At 62.4% G+C, this 14,999-nt stretch carries 14 protein-coding genes; all 14 read right to left on the bottom strand.

All coding sequences use genetic code 11. The features are described 5' to 3' along the window. Nucleotides 1–89: 89 nt before the first annotated feature. On the bottom strand, nt 90–713 hold the full coding sequence (locus tag V1277_RS14980) for a 2,3-bisphosphoglycerate-dependent phosphoglycerate mutase (RefSeq protein ID WP_334416979.1): 624 nt from the start codon (nt 711–713) through the stop codon (nt 90–92). Between the two features lie 23 nt (nt 714–736). Further along, nucleotides 737–1,552 (bottom strand): 4-hydroxy-tetrahydrodipicolinate reductase, encoded by an 816-nt coding sequence (gene dapB, locus V1277_RS14975; RefSeq protein WP_334416977.1) that lies wholly within the window; start codon nt 1,550–1,552, stop codon nt 737–739. A gap of 208 nt (nt 1,553–1,760) precedes the next feature. Beyond that, nucleotides 1,761–2,771, bottom strand: coding sequence for a M23 family metallopeptidase (locus V1277_RS14970; protein WP_334416975.1), 1,011 nt, complete (start codon nt 2,769–2,771; stop codon nt 1,761–1,763). Nucleotides 2,772–2,787: 16 nt separating this feature from the next. Then, on the bottom strand, nt 2,788–3,996 hold the full coding sequence (locus V1277_RS14965) for a helix-turn-helix transcriptional regulator (RefSeq protein WP_334416973.1): 1,209 nt from the start codon (nt 3,994–3,996) through the stop codon (nt 2,788–2,790). Nucleotides 3,997–4,039: 43 nt separating this feature from the next. Next, the gene (locus V1277_RS14960; protein WP_334416971.1) at nt 4,040–5,377 is read right to left on the bottom strand and encodes an HlyD family type I secretion periplasmic adaptor subunit; all 1,338 of its coding nucleotides are present in this window, start codon (nt 5,375–5,377) and stop codon (nt 4,040–4,042) included. After that, nucleotides 5,374–6,105 carry an ATP-binding cassette domain-containing protein gene (locus V1277_RS14955; protein WP_334416969.1) on the bottom strand — a complete coding sequence of 244 codons (732 nt, stop codon included), beginning with the start codon at nt 6,103–6,105 and terminating at the stop codon, nt 5,374–5,376. Before V1277_RS14955 ends, V1277_RS14960 begins: the two co-directional genes overlap by 4 nt. 31 nt (nt 6,106–6,136) lie before the next feature. Next, a complete protein-coding gene (locus V1277_RS14950) occupies nt 6,137–7,030 on the bottom strand; it encodes a hypothetical protein (RefSeq protein WP_334416967.1) in 894 nt (297 codons plus the stop codon). 198 nt (nt 7,031–7,228) lie between these two features. Next, complete coding sequence (locus tag V1277_RS14945) at nt 7,229–8,479, bottom strand: calcium-binding protein (RefSeq protein WP_334416965.1); 1,251 nt, start codon at nt 8,477–8,479, stop codon at nt 7,229–7,231. 400 nt (nt 8,480–8,879) lie between these two features. After that, on the bottom strand, nt 8,880–9,182 hold the full coding sequence (locus tag V1277_RS14940; protein WP_334416963.1) for a DUF1330 domain-containing protein: 303 nt from the start codon (nt 9,180–9,182) through the stop codon (nt 8,880–8,882). Between the two features lie 19 nt (nt 9,183–9,201). After that, a complete protein-coding gene (gene pyrF, locus V1277_RS14935; RefSeq protein ID WP_334416961.1) occupies nt 9,202–9,912 on the bottom strand; it encodes an orotidine-5'-phosphate decarboxylase in 711 nt (236 codons plus the stop codon). Nucleotides 9,913–9,918: 6 nt separating this feature from the next. After that, complete coding sequence (locus V1277_RS14930; RefSeq protein ID WP_334365816.1) at nt 9,919–10,497, bottom strand: NADPH-dependent FMN reductase; 579 nt, start codon at nt 10,495–10,497, stop codon at nt 9,919–9,921. A gap of 49 nt (nt 10,498–10,546) precedes the next feature. Then, nucleotides 10,547–11,146: a class I SAM-dependent methyltransferase gene (locus tag V1277_RS14925; protein ID WP_334365815.1), complete on the bottom strand. Its 600-nt coding sequence runs from the start codon at nt 11,144–11,146 to the stop codon at nt 10,547–10,549. A 207-nt stretch (nt 11,147–11,353) separates the two neighbouring features. Beyond that, nucleotides 11,354–12,487, bottom strand: coding sequence for a molecular chaperone DnaJ (gene dnaJ, locus V1277_RS14920; RefSeq protein WP_065746359.1), 1,134 nt, complete (start codon nt 12,485–12,487; stop codon nt 11,354–11,356). A gap of 143 nt (nt 12,488–12,630) precedes the next feature. Beyond that, nucleotides 12,631–14,532: a molecular chaperone DnaK gene (dnaK, locus tag V1277_RS14915; protein WP_334371617.1), complete on the bottom strand. Its 1,902-nt coding sequence runs from the start codon at nt 14,530–14,532 to the stop codon at nt 12,631–12,633. Nucleotides 14,533–14,999: the final 467 nt, after the last annotated feature.

Here is a 14,999-nt window from a genome sequence, read left to right as displayed (position 1 = left end):
CGTTAGCGACGTGCCCACCATCTATCCTCGACGACGACTGAATGGTGGGCACGGCGCGTTCGCGCCTTTGCCCACCCTACGATCTGCGTTCACGCCGCCAGATCGAGCTTCGACGCCACCGTCGAGTCCGCGCTGAGCCGGTAGATCACCGGCGCGCCGGTTGCGAGTTCGCGCTTCAATATCTGCTCGGGCGTCAACTTCTCCAGCACCATGATCAGCGCGCGCAGCGAGTTGCCGTGGGCGGCGACCAGCGTGCGCTCGCCGCGCAGCACGCCAGGCAGAATCTCCTGCACGTAGTACGGCAGCGCGCGCGCCAGCGTGTCCTTGAGGCTTTCGCCGCCGGGCGGCGGCACGTCATAGGAGCGGCGCCAGATCAAGACCTGCTCCTCGCCCCATTTCTTGCGAGCCTCATCCTTGTTGAGTCCCGAGAGGTCGCCGTAATCGCGTTCGTTGAGCGCCAGATCGCATTTGGTCGGCAATCCGGTCTGGCCGATTTCCGCCAGCGCCAGGTCGAGCGTGCGCTGCGCCCGCTTCAGCACCGAGGTAAAGGCGACATCGAACGTCAGTCCCTGCGCCTTCAGCTTGCGGCCGGCCTCTTTCGCTTCCGATACACCGAGTTCGGAGAGGTCGGGATCCTTCCAGCCGGTGAACAGGTTCTTCAAATTCCAGTCGCTCTGGCCGTGCCGCACGAGCACGAGAAGACGATCGCTCATTCCAAGATTCCGTTTTTCGATGGTTAGAAGTCGGCGAGCCCCAGCACGTCGGTCATCGTGTAGAAGCCGGGCGCCTTGCCCCGCGCCCACAGCGCCGCCTTGATCGCGCCCTGCGCGAACATCGTCCGGTCCTCGGCGCGGTGGGTCAGTTCGATCCGCTCCATCGGACCTGCGAAGATCACGGAGTGATCGCCGGTGACGGTACCGCCGCGCAGCGAAGCGAAGCCGATATCGCCGGGCCGGCGCGCGCCGGTATGGCCGTCGCGGCCGCGCGCGGAGCGGGCGTGCAGGTCGACGCCGCGGCCGGCGGCGGCAGCTTCACCGAGCAGGAAGGCCGTGCCCGAGGGCGCGTCGATCTTGGCCTTGTGGTGCATCTCGACGATTTCGATGTCAAAACTTTCGTCCAGCGACTGCGCGACGCGCTTGACCAGCGCGGCGAGCAGATTGACGCCGAGGCTCATATTGCCGGACTGCACCACCACCGCGCGCGAGGTGACGCTCTTGATGACCGCCATGTCTGATACCGACAGGCCGGTGGTTCCGACGATGTGCACCAGGCCGCGTTCGGCGGCGATCGCGACATTGGCGATGGTGGCGGCGGGCACGGTGAAATCCAGAATGCCGTCGGCACTGGAGGACAATTTCCAGAGGTCTGCCGACAACTCGACGCCATTGGCCGGCAGGCCGGCGAGCACGCCGGCATCCTTGCCCAGAAGTTCCGAGCCCGGCGCTTCCAGCGCCCCGGTCAGCACCGCACCCGGCGTTTCCGAAATGACGCGCACCAGCGCGCGGCCCATCCGGCCGCCGGCTCCCGCTACGATCAATCGCATATCGGCCATGGCTTTTACCTCTGCACGCCCTATAGCGGGATGAGGCCGTTCCGGCAACCAACCAGGCGCTTTTGTGGCTCCCGGCGGCCAGGCGATCGGGCCGGGCGGAGGCAAGAGGGCAATCAGGGTGGCGATCCTGCCCTACCCGATCCTGCCGTGCTCGGGATTGTCGGCGTCGTGTCCGCCGACTCAAACCAGATGCTCCGAAGACCGGTCCCTAGAGGGTGAGTTCCAGTTCTCTCTCCAGAACGATCCGACCGTCGCGCTCCACGACATATGTGGCCTTGTAAGTGCCGCGCTCCCAGCCCGTCGCCGGACGCTTCCTGCCGGTAAACAGCATGAATTGCGCCTTGTTGCTCTCAAGTTGCGCGGCTCGATTTTCGGCGATGGCCTTTCCGGTTGGATCCTTGACGACGAGCCGTTGTACGTCGCCCGCCTTCAGGCCAATGACGCGAACGAAAGCGACAATTGCCGCCGCGCTGGCAGACGGCTTTTCCATCCCCGCGCTTCCATCCTCGACAAGCTCCATCGTCACCGGACCGTTCGCGAAGCCGGCGTTCAGAATGGTTCGCTCCTGATAAGCAAGTTGCGCGTGAAGTGCCGGATGCCACAGCAGTTCGCCGCCCCCGCAGGAGCCGGAAGCGGCACCATATGCGAAGGGATCTACGACCGCTCCCTTATGCCTCACCGTGAAATGCAGATGAGGATATTCGGTCAGCCCGGAGAGACCGACCCGGCCAAGCGGCTGCCCAACTTTGACTGCCTCTCCGGGCTTTACCACGAGGCTGCCGCGAGCCATGTGGCAATATTGGGTTTCCCAATGTTCCGGGTGTTCGATCACAACGCCGTTGCCACATTCGACGTCGCGAACAGCTTCGGGCGCAGACTTTCCAACGGCGCCGTCCGGCGCGCCGTCTCGCGTGCGAAGCACGCGGCCACTTGCCGAAGCCAGCACTTCCACGCCGGCCTTTTGCGACGCCAGCGACGGCAAGCGAAAGTCCGTCCCGTTATGGCGGTCATACGTCAGGGTGCCGCATTTATAGTCTCGCGCTGACCCCGACGGATCGACATCAGTGTAATTCTGGATGTAGCAGGTCCGGCCAAGTTCGCACGCGATTGGCAGGCCCAATTGAATGCTCTCGGCGATCGCATTGGAAGAAAAGCCCAGTGCCGCCGCGATGGCAAAGGCTCGATAAGAAGTCATCCGGCGCATGAAGTCCTGGACCATCGCAAAGGCTGGCGTATCAATTCGGGGGCCGCTTATCAGCCGCACAGAGCAACCGGCAATCCGGTGACATCGGCACGACGGCCTTTTCGCGCCTGCCAGCTCCGAATGGGGACTGCGTGAGATTATAGAGCAGAAAGAACTCGGCCTGCCGATTAATTCCCAACTTGAGCATGATGCGCTTGGTGTAGGTTCTTACGGTCGCCTCGGTCAACCGTAGGTCGGCGCCGATATCACGTGGACACTGGAATTGAAGAATCCGGGCGATGATTCTCTCCTCGGCCCAGTTCAAGCCGAAGGCGGATGCAATGCGCTGTGCCCCCAACACTTCATCGAATTGGGGCACGATGACCAACGCTTTCCCCACATCGCAAAGTGTTGGCGCGGCCCCGATCTTGGCGAAGGCAAACTGCTGACGCTCCGTAGAGAGAGGCACAGTCGTGTTCAGCCAAACCTGACCGGGCCTGGGAATCAGCGCCTCGCGGATTGCCCCCCTCAAACGCTCGGTTACCAGTCCGCTGGACCCTGCGAGCCTGCCACCATCCACCCTGAGAAGTTCGCCCTTTGCAGATAGCGCTCGACCACAGCGGTTGACCTCGTGAACATGCAGGCCTTCGTCCACGATGAACGCGGGGAATGCCAGGTTCTCCAGCCAAATCTCCGCGCCCGGATGTCGATTGGGTGGACGCTGCACGAGGGAATGAGCCGTCCCCCAAACCGTACGCACCGCACGCGCGAGACACGGAATTTCGGCCCGAACGAGCGCAGCCCGCCGCCATCCCGCGACAAACACGACGGTCGATCTGTCGCGAGAGGCAAATCTGCCGATGACGGAATGACCGCTTGTTCCTGGCTCGGAGCCGATCAGTTTCCGCACAAACGTGGTGCGTGCGTTGACAGGTTCGAGAAAGGCGCAATCTGCCCCGGCGCCCTTGCGGGCAATTCGGGCGACGGTCATGGTGCATAAAGGATCGATTGCGGCGTGTCCGATCCGGACCTCTTTAAGCTCCGATCTGGTGTGGGACATGGCCGCGACGTAGCAACTATTGCAATCCAAAAGCTCGGCAACAGCTTTGCCGAAATATTCCATCGCACTCTGGTCTGGGCCTTGCTCCGCAGTCCCCCCAATCTGAGGATCTTCGGCGTACTGAAGAGGCTCGCCGCGCTCGGCGGCATTGAAGCGAAATCCACCCTGCCTGGAGGGTAGTGCTTTGCCATTCTCATGCACGGGCGCCTCCCGTAACAAGTGCCGTCGAACTCATGCCGACGGTTTAGTGCTCCTTAAACGCGCGGTTGATACGCAGTTCCATTGGCTGCAATAAATATTCCGCAAACGTTCGTTCTCCCGTCTCGATAAATATCTCAACGGGCATTCCCGGCAGTAACGAAGAGAAGTACGAGGCGGTTGGAGCGTCGGTATCAAGTTCCACTTCCGCCATGTAGGACGTGATGCCAGTCTTGGCGTCGGTCAGCGCGTCTGCCGCCACGGCGACGACTCTTCCATCGAGCATGGGGCGACGACGGATATTCAAGGCGTGAACCCGCACGCGCGCGCCCTGTCCGGCATAGACCTCTTCCCGATCCATTGGTTTCAATGCTGCTTCGATGACGAGCCGATCTTCCGTCGGAACGATTTCCAGGAGAGTTTCGCGCGGCGCAAGCACCGCATGAAGATCTCTGCTGTTGAGGCCGACGATCTTTCCACTCTCGGGGGCACGCAATTCAGACCGACCAAGCTGATCGCGCAAAGCGGCAATTCGATGTCGGAGCTCCCCAATCTCCTCGCTCGTCGCATGCCGCTGCTTCGCTATTTCCTGGTTTTGATTGAAGCCCAACTGTCGGCGCCTGTCCTCCAGTTCCGCCATTTTGCCCTGCTTCTCCGCGACCGATGCTGAGTTGCGGGCAATCTGTCCGCTGGCCTCCGCTTCGGCACGCTTCAGGGCCAATACGCGTGGCTTCCGGGCGAGGCCCTTTGACAGCAGGTAGCTTGTGTCAGCTATTTCTTCTTGCAAAAGCCTCAGTTGCTTCTCGACACCCTCGGTGTTGCTCTCGAGGCCGCGGATCGAGTCAGTCAGTTGCTGCATCTGCTGGTCGATCATTTTGCGTTCATTGTCGATCGCGGCCAGCCGCGCCGCAAACTCGGCTTCCTGGGTTTGCATGGCAATGCGCGCAGATGCATGGCTTACATTTTTCTTCAGTTCGTCAGGAAACAAGATCGATGCCGCGAGGGCCTGTTCCGCCGCTAGCCGCGCCTCCATCGCCAGCGCAGCAAAATACTTTGTCTCGAACGAGCCCAGGGCTGCTTCGATCTGTGTAGTGTCGAGCCGCGCTATGAGCTGACCGGCCTCGACCTGATCGTTTTCCCTGACGTGAATGGACTTCACTATTCCTCCCTCAAGGTGCTGGACTGCCTTGCGCTTCGAATGAACCTTTATGACCCCTGGTGCCACAACCGCGCCGCGCAGAGGAATCGTCGTGGCCCACACGCCGAAGCCGCAAAATTGCAGAACGAGCAGTACACAGCCCCATCCTATGATCCGTCGCATGTCGGATCGTGGTCGTTCCTTGCGGAAAACCGCGACTGCGCGATTCTGACCGTCCTGACTCATTGAACCGCCCCCCTCGCAGGCAGTTTCTGCGGTTCCGGATTATGCCGGACGACGTGCGGCTTAGGCACGGATGAAGTGACGGGCAGGCGGAGAACTTCGGCAGGTGGCCCGAAAGCGAGCTGCGCGCCATCCCTCAAAAGGAGTACTGCATCCGCGATGGTCAATAGCCGGGGCCGATGGGTGACAATCACCACCGTCGCGCCGCGCGCTTTCGCCCGCTCAATGGCGGAGCACAATGCTTCCTCGCCTTCTGGATCGAGATTGGCGTTTGGTTCATCCAGCAGGATCAATTTGCGATCGCCAAAGAACGCCCGGGCAAGGCCGATCCGCTGGCGCTGCCCACCGGAAATCTTGTTGCCGTCGCGCCCTATTTCGGTCTGGTAACCGGCTGGCAGAGACAGGATCATCTCATGCGTCTGCGCGAGCACAGCCGCGGCAACGATGTCCTCATCACGCGCGTGTTCGTCGAAGCCGGCGATAGCTTCAGCCACGGTGCCGCCCAGGAGCTGCACTTCCTGAGGAAGATAACCGACAAACTGGCCGAGCTGGTCGGGGTCCCAGTTTTGCAAGGCTGCGTCGTCCAGCCGGATCGTGCCGCCACTCGGCCGTTCCAGCCCCGCCATCAGGCGCAGCAAGGTCGACTTTCCGGCGCCGGTCGGGCCGACAATGACGACAATCCCGGAAGGCGGGCATTCAAACGTGATGCCCGCGAGGATCGGGCGCTGCATCGTGGCCGTCCGATATGTCACCCGATTCACTTCAATTCTGCCGGGACGGGGACGGGAGCAGCGTACGTCTCTCACGAACAAGAACTGGAGCCGCAGCCGCCTGAACTTGTACCCACGCCTCGTGTGCCGATGACAATGCGCGCCATGCCGAGATAAGGCCTTCCATCGGCTGCAGCGTACGGGCGATCAGGATCGCACTTGCAATCAGGCTGCCGGACAGCACCTCGTTCTGAAGCACGAGCCAGGCGCCTGCGCCGATCGCGGCGATCTGCAAAACTGTTCGTACCATGCGCGCGGCGGATGCGATCGCGGATACCCGTTCACTGCCACGGACGACCGGGCACAATGCCTGGTCATTGAGATTCATGAATTCGCGGACGGCGCCTCGGGTCCAACCCATTGCCCGCACGAGGCCGGAATGTCGGACGATACCGTCGAGAGTGGCCTGCGTCCTCAGCGCAGCTTCCGACGCCTGCGCGACTTCCGTGCGCGCGACCCAGCGGCTGGCAATGCCCATGACCAGCAGAATTGCCGTTCCGATCAGGGCGATGACGCCGTACCATGGGTGCAGAAGAAACAGAATGAGAATGAACGCCGGCAGGAAGGGAGCGTCAATCAGCGACGCGACCGTCCCGCTCGAAAGGAAAGTCCGCAACTCGCGAACCCTGACGAGATCGTGCGTCCTGCCGTCGCCGCGCTTCGCAACGTCAACAATGGTGCTTTCGAGAACAATAGGCGCGACGCAACGCTCAAATCCGACCGCAAACCGGCTGAGTAGCCGGCTGCGAAGAACATCGAACATGGCGCTGAAGACGAGAGCGCCTGCGGCGATGATGGTGAGGCCAACAAGGGTTTCAACGCTGCCGCTGGTGATGACCCGATCGAACACTTCGATGGCGTAGAAGGGAACGACGAGGAGAAGCATGTTCAACGACACGCTAAAGGCCACGACCCACACGAATGCGGATCGTCCCGGAATCAATCCAAGCAGCGATCGTGCAGCGGACGCTGGGATCTCACGACGGTTACGCGAATACATGACTGGCCGGCACTACTACTGAAAGAAGTATTGCAAAGAGGCGGGAGCGGGGCGGCTGCCGGGCCGCCCCGCTGAAGTGTCGAGTTATGCGACCTCGATGGCCTCGTAACCCGCGGCAGCGTTGATGTCGTCGATCGACTCGAATTCCGTCCCGGCGCCTCCCGAAACGCCGGTGAGCGTGATGGTGCCGAAGCCGAAATCGAGCACCGTGTTGGTGCCGTCGTCATCGACCACGATGGTGGCCGGATCAAACGCCGGATCGGCATCGACATTAACTTCGTCGCCATCAGCGAAACTCAGGTCGACGACTTCGTCGTCGCCGAAGTTGGTGGCCGTGTTGTCGCCGAAATTGTGGTCATCGGAGCCTCCAGCGCCTGTCAGCATATCGTTGCCGAGGCCACCGTCGAGGACATCGGCGCCATTGCCGCCGTCCAACTCATCGTCACCCGCGCCGCCGTTGAGGGTGTCGTCGCCGGCGTTACCGGAGAGTATATCGTCTCCCTCTCCGCCATTGAGCTCATCGACATCGGCACCGCCGACGAGCATGTCATCCCCAGCGTCGCCGTCCAACGTATCTTCGCCAGCTCCGCCGCTGAGCTCGTCATCACCTTCGCCGCCGGACATTATGTCGTTGTCAGCACCACCGGTCATGGTGTCGTCGCCGTCGTCGCCGCTCATCGTGTCGTTGCCGCCTTGGCCGTTGAGCGTATCGTTGCCGGCACCGCCGTTCAGCGTATCGTCATCGGCGCCGCCATTCAGCGTGTCGTTCCCGAAACCGCCATTCAGCGTGTCCATGCCCGTATTGCCGTTCAGGGTATCGTCACCGACCGCGCCGCTGAGCGTGTCATCGCCCCCGTTGCCCGACAGGTCGTCATCACCGGCGCCGCCGTTGATGGTGTCATTATCGGCACCGCCGGCGATCGTATCGTTGCCGGCATTGCCGTTCAACGTGTCCATACCGGCTCCGCCATCGATGTCGTCGTCGCCCGCGCCGCCATTGACAGTGTCATCGCCTTCACCGCCGAGGATCGTATCGACGCCGGCATTGCCGTTCAACGTGTCGTTGCCGGCTCCGCCATCGATATCGTCATCGCCCGCGCCGCCACTGACGGTGTCATCGCCGTCACCGCCGGCGATCGTGTCCATGCCGGCGTTGCCGTTCAACGTGTCGTCGTCGGCTCCGCCATCGATATCGTCATCGCCCGCACCGCCATTGACGAGGTCATCGCCTTCCAATCCGGTAATCGTATCGTTGCCGGCCAGGCCGTTGATCTCATCGGGATCTGGCGTGCCAACCAATGTGTCGTCGTCTGGTGTTCCGGGGATAAATGCCATGGTTTCTACTCCTTGCGCCCGCGCATTCGCATGCGGGTCGGCCGCGGCCCGTCATGCACTAGCGATTTTGTGTTGGCTCGATTTCCATCACGATCGATGTGGAGTTCGATGGCGCGCAACTTGATGAAGCCGGGGCGGCGTCACAATCCCCATATGGGGACAAAAGAAATGTCGGATAGCGGACGTTTGGCCCGCAGACCCCGCGTTCGCTTGGAATGACGATCAGCTATTTGCTATTTTTCGACGGGGAGCCGATCGGCCAAGCACGATCGGAAACATTCGCACATATTTCTTGATGGGATGGGGTCCCGCGAAGCGGCGCTGAAATAGCCGCTTCTACGGGACCTCGCACCTTTGCGGAGGCCCTGACGGGCGTAGATGTTGTGCGCAAGAATAGCGCTCAGGGCTGCGGGCCGTCATAGCCCTCGATGACGATGAGGTCCGCGATCGAGTGCGGCTGACGGACCTTGATATTGGCCTGGTATTCCGGCGAATTGTAGCAGGCCAGCGCTTTCTCATAGCTGTCGAATTCGATCACCACATTGCGCGAGCGGCATTGGCCTTCGACCGCGGTGAACTGGCCGCCGCGCACGATGAAACGCCCGCCGAATTTCTGGAAGATGGCCGGGTTGGCCGCCATGTAGGGCTTGTAGCCCTCGTTATTGTGAACGTCGACGCGTCCGATCCAGTATCCTTTGGCCATCTCAATCTCCTTCTTGTTGTTACGTGATCGCCTGCTTGATTTCCGCCTGAATGGCATCCGCAGCAAGCCTGGGATCGGGGGCTTCCGTGATGGGACGCCCGACCACCAGATAGTCGGCCCCCGCGGCAATCGCCCGCGCCGGTGTCATGATGCGCTTCTGGTCGCCGGTCGCAGCGCCCGCCGGGCGGATGCCCGGCGTCACCAGATGCATCTGGTGGCCGACGATCTTGCGCAACGCGGCCGCCTCTTCCGGCGAGCTGACGAGGCCGTCGACGCCGAGCACCTGCGCCTGCTGGGCGCGCGCTTCCACCAGGTCGGAGACGTTGAGACGATAGCCGGCGGCATGCAGGTCCCCATCGTCATAAGAGGTCAGCACCGTGACAGCGAGAATTTTCAGACCCGAGCCTTGGCGCGCCTCGACCGCGGCCTTCATGGTCTGCGGATAGGCGTGCACGGTGAGGAAGGTCGCGCCGAGTTTGGCGACGCTCTCAACGCCGCGCGCCACCGTATTGCCGATGTCGTGCAGCTTGAGATCGATAAAAACCTTCTTGCCTGACTTCGCCAGTTGCTGCGCCAGCGGCAATCCGCCGGCATAGGCGAGCTGATAGCCGATCTTGTAGAAGCTCACGCTGTCGCCGAGCCGCGCGATCAACGCTTCCGCTTCAGTCACTCCGGGCAGGTCGAGCGCGACGATCAGCCGATCCTTCGGCGCGATACTGGCTGGCTGCATGTCACCTCACATCATGCGTTGGGAAACGTCGATCAACTGTCGCACCAGCGCTTTCAGCCCCTCGGCATCAGCAGCATTCTTCAGGCGGTCCATCTCATCATAGGCATCGTCGGCGAATGCCAGCGCGAACTGGTTCGGTATCACGGTTGCATGACACGCCGACAGGATCAGCCGCAGCGCGGCCAGCGCGCGGGCGCCTCCGAGCCGATTGCCGGAGGCCGACGCAATCGCAAACACCCGATCGCGAAACACCTGACCGCGGGTCTCATGCGCGTCCTGCACCCGGCTGACCCAATCGATGGTGTTTTTCACCAGCGCCGGCACCGAGGAATTGTATTCCGGCGTCACGATCAGCACGCCATGATGGGCTGCCATCATCCGCTTCAGGTTGACCGCGTGTTTCGGCACGCCGGATTTGGCCTGCAGGTCGCCATCATAGATCGGCAGCGGAAAATCAACCAGCGAGATGCGGGTGACTTCGGCGCCGGCCTGCGCCAGTTCGTGCACGGCCACCGCCGCCAGCCTCGCATTGAGCGAGCCGGTGCGGAGCGATCCCGGGATCACGAGGATTTTCAGCGCGGACATTTCTTAGAAATCGCAGTCGGAGCTAACCGTCCGCGCAACAGCGGACGACTTAGCCCTTGCGATACACCCAGACCCGCGCGGGCGGAAGGTTCATCCAGATCCGCTCGGAGGCCTCTGTGGACACGCCCGGCAGCGATTTCGGAATCGGCGGCGCCACCGAATAGGTGAACTGCACGAAGGGCGCGCCCGGCGCCAGCGCCAGGAAGGCGTCGCGGATCAGCTTCAGGCGGGTCAGCATCGGTTTTGTCACGAGCGGCAGGCCGGAGATCACGGCAGACGCCGGCGCATCCAGCGCATCTCCGAGCGAAGCGCGAAGCGTGTAGGCATCGCCCTGCACGACCTTGGCCTGCGGATAGCGATCGCGCAGCAGCGCGCAGAAGCCCGGATTATATTCGACCAGCACGAGCCGCTTCTGATCTACGCCGTGTTCGATCAGCGCGTTGGTGATCGCGCCGGTCCCGGGCCCAAGTTCGACGACCGGCCCTTCGGAATCGACATCGACATATTGCGCCATGGTGCGGGCGAGCACCTTGCTCGACGGCATCACCGCGCCCATGTGCAGCGGCTTTTCAATCCATGAACGAAGGAAGCGCACCTCGTCGTCGAGACGAGGCTTCTTCAACGCACGCACGGACGATTGCAAAGGCATGTCGCTACCAGGCGGGACCCGCTGACGGGCGGGAATGTCAAAAAACAGTCATGAACACGTATAGGTCGACGGGGATATGGTCAAGCCAAACGGTAATGCGCGAGAGGCGCCAAAGTGCCCGCGATCCGCCGATAACACTCTGTGCAAGCTGAATGAATCATGACTGCCGGGCGAGAACGGCGCTCGCCCGGGCGACGTGCATGCGGTTCAGGAGCCCGCGCGGCTGCCGAAGAAGTCCTTGACCTTGGTAAAGAAGCCCAACGCCTCCGGCTGGGTTGCCCCGGAGGACAGCTTTTCGAACTCGGCGAGCAGTTCCTGCTGCTTCTTGGTCAGATTCTGCGGCGTTTCGACCATGACCTGGACATACATGTCGCCGGTCTGGCGCGAGCGGAGCACCGGCATGCCCTTTGATGCAATGCGGAAACGGCGGCCGGACTGCGTTCCCGCCGGCACCTTCACCTTGGTCTTGCCCTTGTCGATGGTGGGCACCTCGAATTCGCCGCCGAGCGCGGCCGCGACCATCGAGATCGGAACCCGGCAATGCAAATCGGCGCCGTCGCGCTGGAAGAATTCGTGGGTGGCCAGCGACAGGAAAATATAGAGGTCGCCGGGCGGGCCGCCGCGGACACCGGCCTCGCCTTCGCCGGCCAGCCGGATACGCGTGCCGTCCTCGACGCCCTGCGGAATGTTGACCGACAACGTCCGGTCGCGCGTCACCCGTCCCGTGCCCGAGCAATTCGGGCAGGCGTCCTCGATCATCTGACCGCGGCCCTGACAGCCGGGGCAGGTTCGCTCCAGCGTGAAGAAGCCCTGAGCCTGACGGACGCGGCCAGCGCCGCCGCACATCGCGCAGGTCTTCGGTTTGGTGCCGGCCTTGGCGCCGGTGCCCGAACAGGGCTCGCAGGTGACCGAGACCGGAATTTCGATCTGCGCGGTCTTGCCGAGGTAGGCTTCCTCGAGCGTGATTTCCATGTTGTAGCGCAGGTCGGCGCCGCGCTCGCGTCCGCCGCCGCGCCCGCGCTGTCCGGCCATGCCGAACAGGTCCTCGAAAATATCTGAAAACGACGAGGCGAAGCCGGCACCGAAGCCGGGACCGCCGCCGCCCATGCCCTGCTCGAACGCGGCGTGGCCGTAGCGGTCATAGGCGGCGCGCTTGTCGCCGTCTTTCAGGACTTCGTAGGCCTCGTTGATTTCCTTGAATTTCATTTCGCTGGTGGCATCACCTGGATTCCTGTCCGGATGCCATTTCATCGCGAGCTTGCGGAAGGCCGACTTGAGCTTGGATTCGTCCGCGTTCCGCTCGACTTCCAGGGTTTCGTAATAGCAGCGCTTGGTGGACATCAGTCAAACCCGCCCGAAATTCGCCTTCACGCCGAAAGCACCTTCTATCGAAGATGCCGCCATCGGCTTAAAGAAAAATGACCCCCACCCATCGAACGCGAGCCGTGCGCTCTTTTGGATGAGGGTCATGATCGAAAGCCCGCTTATGCCGACTTCTTGTTGTTCTTGTCGTCGTCGACCTCGGTGAACTCCGCGTCGACCACGTCATCCTTGGCAGCATCCCGCTTGGCGTCCGCCTCGGCCTGCTGCTTGTACATGGCCTCGCCGAGCTTCATCGAAGCCTGCGCCAGCGTGTTGGTCTTGGCCTTGATGGCCTCGGCGTCGTCACCCTTGAGCGCTTCCTTCAAATCGCTGACGGCGTCCTCGATGGCGCGGCGCTCTGAGTCTTCCACCTTCGAACCGTGCTCGGCCAGCGCCTTCTCGGTGGAATGCACCAGCGCGTCGGCATGGTTCTTGGCGTCGACCGCCTCGCGTCGCTTCTTGTCCTCGGCCGCGTTGGCCTCGGCGTCCTTGACCATCTTCTGGATGTCGGCTTCGGAGAGGCCGCCGGATGCCTGGATCCGGATCTGCTGCTCCTTGCCGGTCGCCTTGTCCCTGGCCGAGACGTTGACGATGCCGTTGGCGTCGATGTCGAAGGTGACCTCGATCTGCGGCATGCCGCGCGGCGCCGGCGGAATGCCCATCAGGTCGAACTGACCAAGCACCTTGTTGTCGGCCGCCATTTCACGCTCGCCCTGGAAGACGCGGATGGTGACGGCATTCTGGTTGTCCTCGGCCGTCGAGAACACCTGGCTCTTCTTGGTCGGGATCGTGGTGTTGCGGTCGATGATGCGGGTGAACACGCCACCCAGCGTCTCGATGCCGAGCGACAGCGGCGTCACGTCGAGCAGCAGCACGTCCTTGACGTCACCCTGCAGCACGCCCGCTTGAATGGCCGCACCGATGGCGACGACTTCGTCCGGGTTCACGCCCTTGTGCGGCTCCTTGCCGAACAACTGCTTCACGACCTCCTGGACCTTCGGCATGCGGGTCATGCCGCCGACCAGCACCACTTCGCCGATTTCGGCGGCGGTCAGGCCTGCGTCCTTCAGCGCCTTGCGGCAGGGCTCGATGGTCTTCTGAACGAGATCGTCGACCAGCGCCTCGAACTTGGCGCGGGTCAATTTCATTGTCAGATGCTTCGGCCCGGTCTGGTCGGCCGTGATGAACGGGAGGTTGATTTCGGTCTGCGTCGTCGAAGACAGCTCGATCTTGGCCTTTTCGGCCGCCTCCTTCAGGCGCTGCAAGGCGAGCTTGTCGTTGCGCAGGTTGATGCCCTGCTCCTTCTGGAACTCATCGGCGAGATAACCGACCAGGCGCATGTCGAAATCTTCACCACCGAGGAAGGTGTCGCCGTTGGTGGACTTCACTTCGAACACGCCGTCGCCGATCTCGAGAATCGAGATATCGAAGGTGCCGCCGCCGAGGTCGTACACGGCGATAGTGCCCACCTTCGTCTTGTCGAGACCGTAGGCCAGCGCTGCCGCCGTCGGCTCGTTGATGATGCGCAGCACTTCGAGACCGGCGATCTTGCCGGCATCCTTGGTGGCTTGGCGCTGCGCGTCGTTGAAGTAGGCGGGAACGGTGATGACGGCCTGCTCGACCTTCTGGCCGAGATGGGCTTCCGCGGTCTCCTTCATCTTCTGCAGGATGAAGGCCGAGACCTGCGAGGGCGAGTAGGTCTTGCCGTCGGCTTCGACCCAGGCGTCGCCGTTCGATGCCTTGACGATCTTGTAGGGAACGAGCTTCTTGTCCTTCTCGACCATCGGGTCGTCGTAGCGGCGGCCAATCAGGCGCTTCACCGCAAAGAACGTCCGCTCGGGATTGGTCACCGCCTGGCGCTTGGCGGGCTGGCCAACGAGGCGCTCGCCGTCATCGGTGACGGCAACGATCGAAGGCGTCGTGCGCATGCCCTCCGCGTTCTCGATGACTCTTGCAGTCTTGCCATCCATTACGGCGACGCACGAATTCGTGGTGCCGAGATCGATCCCAATGACCTTTCCCATGGTCCTCATATCCTTCTTTTTGCGGCAGGTTGGCTGGGCCCTGGACGGCGCACCTAACCGAACCCCCAACGTTCAAATACTCGCGATATTGCGACGGTGAGCCTCATATAGGAGGGGGGGTTGTGCCTGCAAGGACCGAGCGCAAGCTTAGGGCCTGAAAAGGCTGGCGTTTGAAAGATTGTGCCGCCTGGGGCCGGCCCACCGCGCCGCGACCGGCGTTAAGAAATCGGCAACCCATTCATCGCTCGCGCGCCGAAGCGTTGCACAGCGATACGGCAGCATCCTCAAGGCGTGGATCGGCCGCAGTGGGAGGGGACGCGGTATTTGGCCGCTGGAAGCGCCCAAAAAAGAGCTCGGAGACCGGGCAGAATGCCGCGAAATAGGAGCGAGACGGGGGAACGGACGCCCGCCCTGCCCTGTTGCAGGGACACCAAAACCGCTAAAAGCGGGCCGAACGGAACGACCCA

Source organism: Bradyrhizobium sp. AZCC 1588 (assembly GCF_036924735.1).
GTDB lineage: Bacteria > Pseudomonadota > Alphaproteobacteria > Rhizobiales > Xanthobacteraceae > Bradyrhizobium.
Note: the sequence above shows the minus strand (reverse complement) of the source record. Positions and strands in the feature narration are given on the sequence as shown.